Origin of the sequence: Glycomyces sp. NPDC047010, assembly GCF_040644205.1 — a bacterium.
In the GTDB taxonomy this organism is placed as follows: domain Bacteria; phylum Actinomycetota; class Actinomycetes; order Mycobacteriales; family Micromonosporaceae; genus Glycomyces.
Window position 1 is genome coordinate 1 of the sequence record NZ_JBEYVY010000014.1, and the last position, 12,419, is coordinate 12,419.

Annotated in this window: 11 protein-coding genes; 1 reads left to right on the forward strand and 10 read right to left on the reverse strand. The window is 71.6% G+C overall.

Translation table 11 applies throughout. The features are described from left to right. Positions 1 to 88 precede the first annotated feature (88 nt). From AB0A65_RS23990 to AB0A65_RS24000, 3 genes are all read right to left on the reverse strand, one after another. Complete coding sequence (locus AB0A65_RS23990) at positions 89 to 1,075, reverse strand: ABC transporter substrate-binding protein (RefSeq protein WP_359954606.1); 987 nt, start codon at positions 1,073 to 1,075, stop codon at positions 89 to 91. A gap of 157 nt (positions 1,076 to 1,232) precedes the next feature. Beyond that, on the reverse strand, positions 1,233 to 2,765 hold the full coding sequence (locus AB0A65_RS23995; RefSeq protein WP_359954608.1) for a sugar ABC transporter ATP-binding protein: 1,533 nt from the start codon (positions 2,763 to 2,765) through the stop codon (positions 1,233 to 1,235). Next, complete coding sequence (locus AB0A65_RS24000; RefSeq protein WP_359954609.1) at positions 2,762 to 3,784, reverse strand: LacI family DNA-binding transcriptional regulator; 1,023 nt, start codon at positions 3,782 to 3,784, stop codon at positions 2,762 to 2,764. Before AB0A65_RS24000 ends, AB0A65_RS23995 begins: the two co-directional genes overlap by 4 nt. A 240-nt stretch (positions 3,785 to 4,024) precedes the next feature. Between AB0A65_RS24000 and AB0A65_RS24005 the strand changes: the two genes are divergently transcribed. Next, positions 4,025 to 4,840 (forward strand): phosphotransferase, encoded by an 816-nt coding sequence (locus tag AB0A65_RS24005; protein WP_359954611.1) that lies wholly within the window; start codon positions 4,025 to 4,027, stop codon positions 4,838 to 4,840. Here AB0A65_RS24005 and AB0A65_RS24010 read toward each other — a convergent pair. The 7 genes from AB0A65_RS24010 to AB0A65_RS24040 all read right to left on the reverse strand — a co-directional run bounded on the left by AB0A65_RS24010 (position 4,830) and on the right by AB0A65_RS24040 (position 12,383). Next, positions 4,830 to 5,480 (reverse strand): DUF624 domain-containing protein, encoded by a 651-nt coding sequence (locus AB0A65_RS24010; protein ID WP_359954613.1) that lies wholly within the window; start codon positions 5,478 to 5,480, stop codon positions 4,830 to 4,832. The genes AB0A65_RS24005 and AB0A65_RS24010 overlap by 11 nt on opposite strands. Further along, positions 5,477 to 6,409 carry a carbohydrate ABC transporter permease gene (locus tag AB0A65_RS24015; protein ID WP_359954615.1) on the reverse strand — a complete coding sequence of 311 codons (933 nt, stop codon included), beginning with the start codon at positions 6,407 to 6,409 and terminating at the stop codon, positions 5,477 to 5,479. Before AB0A65_RS24015 ends, AB0A65_RS24010 begins: the two co-directional genes overlap by 4 nt. Before the next feature lie 5 nt (positions 6,410 to 6,414). Beyond that, positions 6,415 to 7,272, reverse strand: coding sequence for an ABC transporter permease subunit (locus tag AB0A65_RS24020; protein WP_359954767.1), 858 nt, complete (start codon positions 7,270 to 7,272; stop codon positions 6,415 to 6,417). Positions 7,273 to 7,379: 107 nt separating this feature from the next. Beyond that, entirely contained in the window at positions 7,380 to 8,987 is a 1,608-nt protein-coding gene (locus tag AB0A65_RS24025) for an ABC transporter substrate-binding protein (protein ID WP_359954617.1), read from the reverse strand. Positions 8,988 to 9,194: 207 nt separating this feature from the next. Further along, entirely contained in the window at positions 9,195 to 10,199 is a 1,005-nt protein-coding gene (locus AB0A65_RS24030) for a LacI family DNA-binding transcriptional regulator (protein ID WP_359954618.1), read from the reverse strand. After that, positions 10,196 to 11,158 carry a LacI family DNA-binding transcriptional regulator gene (locus AB0A65_RS24035; RefSeq protein WP_359954620.1) on the reverse strand — a complete coding sequence of 321 codons (963 nt, stop codon included), beginning with the start codon at positions 11,156 to 11,158 and terminating at the stop codon, positions 10,196 to 10,198. The genes AB0A65_RS24030 and AB0A65_RS24035 overlap by 4 nt, the downstream gene beginning before the upstream one ends. Before the next feature lie 40 nt (positions 11,159 to 11,198). Next, positions 11,199 to 12,383, reverse strand: coding sequence for a serine hydrolase domain-containing protein (locus AB0A65_RS24040; RefSeq protein WP_359954622.1), 1,185 nt, complete (start codon positions 12,381 to 12,383; stop codon positions 11,199 to 11,201). Positions 12,384 to 12,419: the final 36 nt, after the last annotated feature.

Below are 12,419 nucleotides of genomic sequence, written 5' to 3' on the forward strand. Positions count from 1 at the left end.
GGGCGCGGGCGGGCGCCCGGCCGCCCGGGGGGGCGGGCGGGGGGGCGGGGACGTGGTCGGACCCCGCGCCGGAGGGGTGGTACCGGGGCTAGAACTTCCGGTCGGGCAGCGCGGTCTCGGCGGCCTCGGGCGAGTCGAAGGTGGCGCTGGGGACGACGATGCTGGACTCGACGTCCTCGCCGTTCAGGACCTTCTCGACCACTTCGAGGGCGGTCTCGCCGAAGAGCGGGTTGTACTCGGCGACGAAGCTCAGCTCGCCGGCCGCGAGGGATTCGAGGGCGTTCTTGGTGCCGTCGATCGTGGCGATCTTGACGTCGGTGCCGGGGGTGAGGCCGGCCTCCTGGACGGCCTGCACGGCGCCCAGGCCCATCTCGTCGTTCTGCGCGAAGATGAACTGCACATTGTTGTCGTTGGACTTCAGGACGGTCTCGACGACGCTCTTGGCCTCTTCGGTGGACCAGTTCGCGGTCTGCGCGCCGACCTTGACCAGGCTCGCCTGGGCGCCCGCGACGGCGTCGAAGCCCTCGTTGCGCTCGTTCACGACCGAGACGCCCGCGGGGCCTTCGAGCACGAAGTAGTTGGCGCCGTCGGGGAACGCGGAGACGGCCCAGTCGGCGACGGCCGTGGAGACCTGGATGTTGTCGGGGGCGATGCGCGTGACGTAGAGGTCGGTGTCGTCGGGCTCGATGCCGCGGTCGAGGAGGATCACAGGGATCTCGGCCTCCTGCGCGCGCTTGAGCGAGTCCTCCCAGCCGGTGGCCTCGGTGGCCGACAGCAGGATGACGTCCACCCCTTCGTCCACGAAGGACGTGAAGGCGTCGATCTGGGACTTCTGGTCGAGGTTCGTGGCGGGGGCGTACTTCAGCTCGTAGCCCGCGTCCTCGGTGAAGGTGTCCTGGATGTTCGTCTCGTTGGCCTCGCGCCACGCGCCCTCCGGGCCGACCGCGACGAAGCCGACGGTGGTCAGGCCGTCGTCGTCGCCGCCTTCACCGCCGCCGCAGGCGGTGAGGCCGAGCGCGAGGGCGCCGGCCGTCGCGGCGCCGAGCACCTGGACGATGCGCTGCTTTGCAGACATGGTTCTCCTCCTTGAGATGCCGGACGCTGAGGGGTCCGGCGGGGCGGCCCGGGCAGGGTCCGCCGCCGTTCGCGGTGACGCAGGGGTTGCGCCGCGCGATTTATGTTACCGGGAACAAAATCGGGAGCACAAGACCCGTGTCGCAATCGTGATCCGGCTACTCCCCGTGATCGCCGTCGAGGCCCGCCGCGATCATCTCCACGATCGTGTCCACGGTGACGCCGGGGCCGTTGCTGAGCTCGCCGATCTTCTCGCGGTCCTTGAGGACCACGATCCGGTCGCTCAGGCGCACCACCTCTTCGAGCTGCGAGGAGATGAACACGACGGCCACGCCCTCGCCCGCCAGCTGCGCCACGCGCCGCTGGATGTCGAGCTTCGCGCCGATGTCGACCCCGCGCGTCGGCTCGTCCAGGATGAGCACGTGCGGGCGGGTCGCGAGGAGGCGCGCGAGCAGGATCTTCTGCTGCGTGCCGCCCGACAGCTCCGCCACCGGGCGGTCGATGTCGCCCGGGTCCAGGTGCAGCGCTTCGAGGTACGTCTCGATGAGCGCGCCCTGCTCGCCCCGCGACAGGGGCCGCGACCAGCCGCGCATCGCCTGGAGCGCGAGCACGATGTTCTCGCGGGCCGTGAGCCCCGCGATGATGCCCTCGCCGCGCAGGTCCTCGGTGGAGAGCGCGATGCGCTTGTGCAGGGCCGCACCGGGACTGCGCAGCTGGACGCGCACCCCGTCCACCCAGATCTCGCCGCTGTCGGCCCGCTCCGCGCCGCCCATGAGCCGCGCCAGCTCGGTCCGGCCCGAGCCGTGCAGGCCCGCGAAGCCCACGACCTCGCCGCGCGACAGCTCGATGTCCGTCGGGTCCAGCGTCCCGCGCCGTCCGAGCGCCTCGGCGCGCAGCGTGGGCTTGCCGGACGCGGAGTAGTGGTGCGCCAGGCGTTCCGAGCGCAGCGCCTTGAGCGCCTCGATGTCCTCGCCGAGCATCTTCGAGATGAGGTCGGAGCGGTCGAGCTCGGCCGCGAGGTACTCCCCCACCAGGCGCCCGCCGCGCAGCACCGTCATCCGGTCGGCGACCTCGAAGACCTGCTCGATGAAGTGCGAGACGAACAGGATCGCGACGCCGCGGTCGCGCAGGCCGCGCACCACGCGCAGCAGCGTGCGCACCTCCGAGGCGTCCAGACTGGACGTCGGCTCGTCGAGGACGAGCACGCGCGGCTCCACCACGAGGGCCCGCGCCACGGCCACGAGCTGCTTCACCGCGGGCGACAGCGCCGACAGCGGGCTGCGCGGGTCCAGGTCGTCCAGGCCCAGGCGGGCGAGGACCTCGGCGGCGCGGGCGCGGTTCGCCTTCCAGTCGATGCCGAACGGCCCGCGCACCTCGTTGCCGATCATGACGTTCTCGGCCACCGTCAGGTGCGGGCTCAGGTGCGTCTCCTGGAACACCGTCGCGATGCCCTCGGCCCGGCTGCGCGCCACGCCGATCGGCATCCGCTCCTCGCCCTCGATGCGCACCTCGCCCGAGAGGATCGGGAGCGTGCCGGTGAGAGCGCCGATGAGCGTCGACTTCCCGGCCCCGTTCTCGCCCATGAGCGCATGGACCTCACCGGGGTACAGCGCGAGGTCCACGCCGTCGAGCACGCGCACCCCGGAGAACTCCACGGTGATGCCGGACATCTCCACCACGGGCTTGCTCATCGGGACACCTCCCGCGGCGCGGCCGTGGAGGCCCGCACCAGCAGCTCGGCGGGAATCCTGGTGACCCTGGGGATCTCGCGGTCCTCGATGGCCGCGCGCAGCAGGTCCACGATCGCGACGCCCAGGGCGCGGAAGTTCTGGCGCACCGTCGTCAAGGGCGGCAGCACGTGCGCCGACAGCGGCACGTCGTCGAAGCCCACGACGCTGATCTCCCCCGGGACGGAGAAGCCGCGCTCGGAGAGGCCGTGGACGAGGCCCACCGCCATGTCGTCGTTCGCGACGAAGACCGCCGTGTAGTCCGGCAGTTCCTGTATCCCCCTGGCGAAGTCGTACGCGAAGTCGGCGCTCCAGTCGCCCACCACGATCGGCCGCTCCCGCACGCCCCACGCCTTGGCGCGGGAGTGGAACGCCCGCTCGCGGGCCCTCGCGTCGAGCCAGTCGAGCGGCCCGGCGAGGTGGAGGATGTCCCGGTGGCCCAGGGAGACGAGGTGGTCGACGGCGAGCGTCGTGCCCTCCTGCTGGTCCAGGGAGACGGTGAGGAACGTCGGGTCGCGGTCGGGCTTGACCACGAGGACGGGCACGCCGATCGAGATCTTGCGCAGCGCCGCGATCGAGGACGAGCGGGGCGCGATCACGCACAGCGCGTCCACGCCCTGCGTGGTGAGGTTGTCGACGGCCTCCTGCGGGGAGATCCCGTCGCCGTCGCCGAGGCTGATCGAGCTGACCGCGTACCCGGCGGCGCGGGCCGTGGACTCCAGGGCGCGGAGCGTGCTCGTGGGCCCGAACTCGACGGCGCTCTCCACGATCACGCCGATGCGCTGGCTCTTCTGCGTCGCGAGGGCGCGCGCGGCCATGTTGGGCCGGTAGTCGAGCTCCTCGATGACCTCCAGGACGCGGCGCCTGGTGGCGTCCTTGATGTGCGGATAGTTGTTGAGGACCCGCGACACCGTCATATGGGAGACCCCGGCGAGCCGCGCGACCTGCCGGATGTTCGGCTTGTCAGCACTCGTGTTCGCCACGCGCGCCCTCCAAGGGAATGGTCTCCATCGGGTCCGTCCTTCGCACCAGCCGGGGCATCGCGCGGGGTGCCGCGCGATACCCCCAGCCTATCGATTCGGCGCTGCTGCGGATGTCGTCGGAGCCGGGTATGACGACGGCCGCGGACGTCGATGACTCCGAATGTTACCGGGAACAATTCATTTGGGTCAATACCTGGCGGCTTGGTAGGCTCGGCGCCGGTTCGAGAGTGAGGGGTGCGGATGGGGCTTTCCAGGCTGGCGCGGGCGGTGGCCGCGGCGGAGTCGGCGGCCGCCTCGATCGGGCTCGACGCGACGGAGGCCGTGGCGCTCCAGGAGTCGGACAAGTACGCGCTGCGGCTGCTGCCGTGCGACGTGCTCGCCCGCGTGGCGCCCGTGGAGGCGCAGGTGTCCGCGTTCGAGCTGGACGTCGCCGGGCGGCTCGCCGCCGCGGGCGCACCGGTCGCGGTCCCGCACGACCCGCCGCGCGTCCACGAGCACGACGGGTTCACCGTCACGTTCTGGACCTACTACCCGCCCGCGGCCGAGGTGGTTCCGCCCGCCGAGTACGCCGACGCGCTCGCACGCCTCCACGCCGGGATGCGCGCACTCGACGTCCCCACCCCGCACTTCACCGACCGGGTCGCGGAGGCGAGGGGCATCGTGGGCGACCGCGACCGCAGCCCCGCGCTCCCCGAGGACGACCGGCGGGTGCTCCTCGACGCGCTCGACCTCGGCCGCAAGATCGCCGAACGCGGCGGCGACCAAGTGCTGCACGGCGAACCGCACCCCGGGAACCTGCTCGCCACCGCCGGCGGCCCGCGGTTCATCGACTTCGAGACGTGCTGCCGCGGCCCCGTCGAGTTCGACGTCGCCCACGCCCCCGACGCGGTCGCCGCGCACTACGAGGGCGCCGACCCCGATCTGGTGCGCGAGTGCCGGATCGTCATGCTCGCCATGATCACCGCGTGGCGCTGGGACCCCGAGGACCGGTTCCCCGACGGGATGCGGTTCGCCGCCGAGAAGCTCGCCGAGCTCAAGGCCGGGTTCACGCGCTGACGAGCGCGCGGGGCGCGAGCACGCCCGAGCGCCACAGCACCGCCGTCGCGAGCGCGGCCGGGGCCGCGACGCCGAACACCGGGACCAGGCCCGGCACCAGGTAGTAGGCGCACAGCAGGACGCCGACGCCCACGCCCGCGAGGACCGCGGTCGCCGGGCGCGCGGCCGCCAGGACCAGGGCCCGGCGCAGCAGTGCCCCGGCGCCCTCGTCGAAGTGGGACTGCAAGGGCCACACCAGGACCGTGACGACGCCGAGGACGACGCCAGCGACGGTGAGCCCGCCCGCGAGCAGCGGCCCGGCCGCGCCGAGGTCGAGGTGCTCCACGACCCGCCGGTCCACGACGAGGAACGCCCAGCACAGCGCCAGCAGGAACCCGAGCCGGTTGGCGGCGGCGAACTCGCGCTTCCAGTGCTCCCCGAACTTCGCGCGCAGCCCGGCCAGGACCGGCGGCTCGTCGGGGTGCGCAATGGCGGTTCGGGCGTCGTCGCGGAGTACGGCGTGCAGCGCGGCGGTGGCCGGGAACGCGCCGAGCGCGATCCCGCCCCGCAGCGTCCACGCGATCCACAGCAGGTGCAGGCACAGCAGCCGCAGGCCGAGCCGGCCGAGGCGCTGGTACCACTCCAGGAACGCGGGCCTCATCCCTTCACCGCCCCGATCATCACGCCCTTCTCGAAGTAGCGCTGGAGGAACGGGTACAGCACGATCACCGGCAGCGTCGAGACGACGATGACGCCGTACTTGATCTGGTCGGCGTACTGCTGCGCGTACGACCCGGCCCCGGCGCCGCCCGCCCCGCCCGCGCCCCCGGAGAACGCCTGGTTCGAGATGAGGATGTCGCGCAGGACGATCTGGAGCGGCTGGAGGCTGTAGTCGCGGACGAAGACCAGGCCCGTGAAGAAGTCGTTCCAGTGCTGCACCAGGTAATACAGGCCGATGACGGAGAGGATCGGCATGGACAGCGGCAGGGCGATCTTCGCGAAGAACTGGAAGTAGTTCGCGCCGTCGATCGAGGCGGCCTCGTGCAGCTCCTCGGGCAGCGAGTGCTCGAAGAACGAGCGGGCGATGATGAGGTTGAAGACGTTCACCGCCGAGGGCAGGACGAACACCAGCCAGTTGTCGAGCAGGTTCAGGTCCCGCAGCAGCAGGTACATCGGGATGAGCCCGCCGCTGAAGAACATCGTGAACGCGAAGAAGAACATCAGCACGCGCCGCGGCCGGAACTCCCTGCGCGAGAGCGTGAACGCCGCGGGCATGGTCACCAGCAGGTTGAGCGCGGTCCCGGCGACGGCGTACAGGAGCGTGTTCCGGTAGCCGTTCCAGATGCGCTCGTCGGCGAGGATCTGCTCGTACCCGAACCAGGAGAGGTCGCGCGGCACGAGCCAGACCCGGCCGGTGGAGACCATGGTCGGGTCGCTGACGGAGGCGATGACCACGAAGTAGATCGGGTACAGGGCCACCAGCAGCACCAGGACGGAGCACAGGGCCAGGAGGGCCTTGAAGACTAGGTCGCCGGGCGTGTCGCGGCGGAGGGCGGCGAACGGGCCCCGCTTGACGGAAAGACGCTGCATCGGGCTCACCACAGGCTCGTGTTGGAGACGCGTTTGGCGATCTGGTTGGCGACCACCAGGAACGCGAAGTTGATGAGGGTGTTGAACAGGCCGATGGCCGTCGCGTAGCTGAACTGGTTGGAGAGGATGCCGATCTTGTAGACGTAGGTCGCGATCACCTCGGAGACGCCGAGGTTGAGCGGGTTCTGCATCAGGAAGATCTTCTCGAAGCCGGTGTTCAGCACGTTCCCCATGTTGAGGATGAGCAGCACGATCATGGTCGGCACGAGCGCGGGGACGTCGATGTGCCGGATGATGCTGAAGCGGCCGGCGCCGTCGATCTTCGCGGCCTCGTACAGCTGCGGGTCCACACTCGACAGCGCGGCGAGGTAGATGATGCTGTTCCACCCGGCGTGCTGCCACACCTCGGACAGCACGTAGACCGGGACGAACGCGCCGGCGCTGCCGAGGAAGTTCGCGTCGTCGACGCCGAACAGGCCCACCACGCGGGTGATGAGGCCCGAGGTCGGCGACAGGAACACCTGGAGCATGCCCACGATGACCACGATCGAGATGAAGTGCGGCAGGTAGGTCGCGGTCTGGAGGAACTTCTTGCGGCGCCGCCCGAACACCTGGTTCACCATGAGGGCCAGCCCGATCGGGGCCACGAAGCCCGCGACGAGGGTGCTCACGGAGATGACCACGGTGTTGCGCAGCAGGTTCCAGAACTGGGGGCTGTCGAAGAACTGCTGGAAGTACTTGAGGCCCACCCAGTCGCCGCCGGTGATGCCCGCGGCGAAGTCGAACTCGCGGAACGCGAGCTGGAGGCCGTACATCGGCACGTACGCGAAGACCGCGACGAACGCGACGGCCGGGGCGACCATGACCCACAGTTGCCAGTACCGGCGGAAGTGCCGCTTGAGGCGGTGGACCGGGCCCCCGGCCCGCCGGGGGGCGGTGCCCCCGGCGGGCCGGACGGTGGTCGCGGAGGTCATCCCTGGGCCGCCAGGTACTCGTCGTAGTACTTCTGGTGGATCTCGACGGCCTCGGTCAGGCCGAGCCCTTCGAGCTCGGCGGTGTAGGCGTCCCATTCGGACTCGACGCCGCCCTCGGTGATCCAGGTGGCCCACCGCTGCATGGCCGGGCCGAGGATGTCGGTGTGCAGCAGGGAGAGGCGGCTGGAGTCCTCGGCGTTCATCTTGATGAGCTCGCCGGGCCAGATGTCGGTGGCCGGGTCGATGTTGGCGAGGGCGCCCGCGATCGGCTCCTCGTCCTCGACGGCCTCCTGGATGTCGGCCGGGAGGGCGACCTCGATGTCGTCGCGGATCCAGCCGGGGCTGTTGTCGGCGAGGGTGGTCGTCCACTTCCAGGAGGAGGAGTCCAGGGTCGCGTCGGCCGGGGGCAGCACGGTGTACACGCCGTTCCCGCCCTCCTCGATGTTGGTCCCGAAGTCGCCCCACAGGGCCTGGATCGAGAGGTCCTGGTCGTAGAAGGCGTCGATGACCTTGAGGGCCGCGTCCTTCTTGGAGCTCTGCGCGGACATGGTGACCGTGTTGACGCCGTAGTTGAGCGAGTAGGAGTCGTACGTCCAGGCCAGGTCCGTAGCGGCGACGGAGGCGTCGGCCGCGAGCGGCGCGATCGGGGCGTACTGGTCGGCGATCTGCGGGCCGAAGCGGTCGGAGGCCGTCCAGCCCCACGAGAAGCCGACCTTCGCAGTGTCGCCGTCGCCGCGGCCCACGGACTGGTAGGTCGAGTAGTCCTGGGTCATGACCTCGGGGCTGACGAGGCCGTCGGCGTACAGGTCGTGCAGGAACGACACGACCTCCTTGTAGCGGGGGTCGGTGAGGAAGTTGCCGACCGTGCCGTCCTCCACGAAGTACCCGGAGCCGCCGCCGTTGGTGATCGGGAGGCCGAGGCTGCCGAGGAACACGGAGGGCTGGAAGTAGCCGAAGCCGCCCTCGCCGGCCGGGGACCAGTCGATCGGGATCTCGTCGTCGGGGTCGCCGTTGCCGTTGGCGTCCTCGGTCTTGAAGGCGAGGAGCACGTCGTGCAGCTCGTCCCAGGTGGTCGGCTGCGCCAGGCCGAGGTTGTCGAGCCACTGCTGGTTGACGTACTGGCGGGTCGCGGTCTCGGGCCAGAAGCGGCGGTAGGACGGCACGGAGAAGACCTCGCCGTCGGGGCGGGTCGCCATCAGCTCGGTCTCGGGCAGGGCGTCGAACATGGCCTGCACGTTGGGGAGCGAGTCCATGTCGTCGCCGAGGTCCTCGAAGAGGCCGGTGAAGGTCACCATGTCGGCGTCGGTGATCGCGTTGGCGCCGATGACGAGGTCCGGGATGTCACCGGCGGCGAGCATTGTGGACTTCTTCTGGTCCCAGTCGGCCGACACCTCCTCCCACTCGATGGGGATGCCCGCGGCCTTCTCGATCTCGGCGGTCCACGCCATGTCGGCCATGGGCCCGGTGAGGGGGTGCTTGACGACGAGGATGTGGAGCGCGTTGTCGTCGTCGCCTCCGCCGCCGCAGGCGCTCAGCAGGAGCGCCGCTGCGGCGAGTGAGGCGACGGCCGCGGGTCCGCTGCGGCGGTTCGGTTTCGGGAGCAAGACTCCTCCTTGAGTCGGGGCCGGGGTGTGCGTCGGCGGCGGCGTTCGGGATCGTCGGGGCGGCCGCTACCTGGGGTTTCACGCGATCGCCGGGTTCCCGGCGACCAAGATCCACATGAATATATGCATCCGGTTCAGCGTTGTCAATGACGAGACAACAGAAAATGTGAACGTGAACCATAACGATGCGGCCACGTTGGGGGCGTGCTAGCGGGGGACGCCCGAGGAGGCTCGCGGGATCAGGTGCGCGCCGGTGTGGCGCACGCGCGGCGGGCCGGACTCGCCGCCGAGCCGCTCGATCAGCATCGCCACGGCCGCGTCGACCATGGCCTGGTGCTCCGGGCTGACCGTCGTGAGTGGAGGCACGGTGAACTCGGCCTCGTCGGTGTCGTCGAAGCCGGTGAGCGCCACGTCGTCGGGGACGCGGACGCCGCGGATGCGCAGGGCCCGCAGGGCGCCCACGGCCACGGCGTCGTTGATGCAGACCACCGCGTCGAACTCGGCCCCGGAGGCCAGCAGGCCCGACATCGCCTCGAACCCGGGGGCGCGGCGGTCCCAGTCCGAGCCCGCGACCATGAGCGAGGGGTCGGCCTCCACGCCGTACTCGGCGAGCGCCGCGAGGAAGCCCTCGTACCGCGGGCCGTCGGGCAGTCCGCTCTCGGTCGCGTTCCACACCAGGGCGAGTCGGCGCCGCCCGGTGTCGAGGAGGTGGCGGGTGACGGCCGCGAAGCCCTCGTGCTGGCCCATGACCACGGTGTCGAGGAGCCCCGAGGGGCCGCCGCCGAACTGGATGACGGGCCGCTCGGGGGCCTCGTCCCCCAGGTGGTCGGGGTGGAAGTTCGGGAAGACAATCACGCCGTCCGCGTCCGCGGTGGTCTCGCCGCGGACGGCTCGCAGCCCGGACCGGCCGTCCGTGGCGATCCGCAGGGTCGTGGTGAGCCCCTTCGCCTCCAGCGCGAGGATCAGCCGCTCGGCGTTCTCGGCGTAGTAGGGCTGGTGCAGGTTCGGGACGACGATCGCGATGCGCCCGCTGCCGCCGCCCGCCAGCGCGCGGCCCGCGCGGTTGACGCGGTAGCCGACGGCCTCGACGGCCTGCCACACGCGGGCCCGGGTGGCTTCGGCGGCGTAGGGGCGGCCGAGGAGCACGTTCGAGACGGTCTTGGGGGACACGCGGGCGACGGCCGCGACGTCGGCGAGGGTGGGGCGCCTCATCGCGCGGCCGCCGAGGTCGACTCGCGCTGCACGAGGGTGACGGGGACGGTGACGGACTCCGGCGGGCGGCCGGGTGCGGCGAGGCGGGCGGTGAGGAGGTCGACGGCGTTGCGCGCGAGGGAGATCGGGTCGGGGTCGATGGTGGTGAGCGAGGGCGTGCTGAAGCGGGCGTCGTCGAGGTCGCCGTAGCCGATGACGGCGACGCGGCCGGGGACGTCCACTCCGGCGGCGTGGAGTCCGGCGAGCGCTCCCAGTGCGATCTCGTCGGTGCCGCAGATCAGGGCGTCCACGCCGGGGTGCTCGGTGAGGGCCCGCTGGGCGGCCTTGAATCCGGCGGCGCGGCCGATCTCGCCGGGGCCGGGGTCGACGCGGGCGAGGGCCCGGCCGGGTTCGGCGAGGGGGCCGGGGCCGATGAGCACGGGGCGGTGGTGGCCCATGACGCTGAGGTGGCGCAGGGCGGTGTTGACGGCCTGGTCGAGGTCGGCGCGCACGACGTCGACGGCGGGTTCGGCCGGGAGCCGCCGGGTGATGTCGACGCGGACGACGGGCCCGTCCTGGGCGGCGACGGCGTCGGCGGGGAGGTCGGGGGCGTCGATGGCGAGGAGGGCGTCGAAGGTGTGGCCGCGCAGTTCGAGGGCGGCGGTGAGGCTCGCGGGGTCGTCGTGGGTGGGCTCGACGGTGGCGTGGAGGCCGTGCCGGTCCAACTCCATGACGAGGCGTTCCACGAGGGCGGCGAGGAGGGGGCGGCGCAGTCCGGCGACGGCGATGCCGACGACGCCGGTGCGGCCGGTGCGCAGGGTCCGGGCCGAGGCGTTGGGCTGCCAGCCGAGGTCGGCGATGGCCGCGCGCACCTGGTCGCGGGTCTCGGGGCGGATGTGCGGCTCCTCGTTCACCACGCGGGAAACCGTCTTGACCGAGACCCCCGCCCGCACGGCGACCTCGCGCATCGTCACACGCATGGGCACCACATTAGCCCGCCCCGCCCCAAGCACCGCCAGCTCAGGCGGGCGCGGGGCACAGCCCGGCGGCGAGGAGCGCGAAGACGGCGCCGCCGAACTGCTCGGGGTCGTGGCACCCGTGCTTGTCGTCGATGCTCCACGAGACGGTGGCGTCGCGGTCGCCGTCGAGGGAGTGGAACGTCTGGGTCTGGTGGCCCATGCCGTCGCCGACGTGGCCGAGGAAGACCTCCTGGCCGTCGGGGCAGTCGAGTGCGATCGCGCCGAGTCCGAGGCCGTACTGGAAGCCGGTCCCGGTGTCGGCGAACGCGGTCGCTTCGGCGAGCTGCTCGGCGGTGAGCAGGGTGCCGTCGGTGAGGGCGTCGTAGAAGTCGTCGACGTCGCGCACGGTCGAGACCACGCCGCCGGAGGCCCAGAGCTGGGAGTTCGAGGCGGCCGAGGCGTCGAAGTACGGGTCGTCGGGGTCGCCGGTGGTGATGTAGGGGACGGAGTGCGGGCCGCGGATGCCGGCGGTGGCGGGGCGCGGGAGGTCGGTGTCGTGGAGGCCCGCGGGTGCGAAGACCCGTTCGCGGAGCTCGTGGCGCAGGCTGTGGCCGGTGCGCTCTTCGATGAGGAGGCCGAGGAGCGTGTAGCCGGTGTTGGAGTAGGCCCATCCTTCGCCGGGTGCGAAGAGGGGGTCCTCAGCGGCGGCGATGGCGACCAGTTCCTCTGGCTCGTAGTAGGTCTCGTAGCCCTCGCGGACTTCGGCGAGGTCGCCTTCCTCCATGCCGGGGTAGGCGAGGGCGACCCAGTCGGGGACGCCGCCGGTGTGCCCGAGGAGCTGGCGGACGGTGGGCTGCTCCTCGTACGGGAGGAGTCCGGGGAGGTACCGGTCGATCGGGTCGTCGAGGTCGAGTTCGCCTTCGCCGTCGAGCTGGAGGACGACGGCCGCGACCATGGACTTGGTGACGCTGCCGATGCGGACCCGGTCGCCGGGCCGCGCGTCGGGGGCGTCCTCCTCCGGGCTCCTGGGTCCGGTGGCGGCGCGCCAGGCGTCGTCGCCGTCGCGGACCTCGACCAGCACCGATCCGTCGGTCAGGGCGGCGACGTCGGTGAGGCGGTCCTCCAGGAGGGCGGTGTCGAGGCGGCGTCCCGGCCGGTCGGCGTCGGCGTTCGCGACCTGAACGGCGGCGAACCCGGCGAGGAGTCCCACGGCGGCCGCAGCGGCGGTGGCAATGCGTCTTCTCATGCATCGAACCCTATGGGCCGCAACGGCTCAGACCGA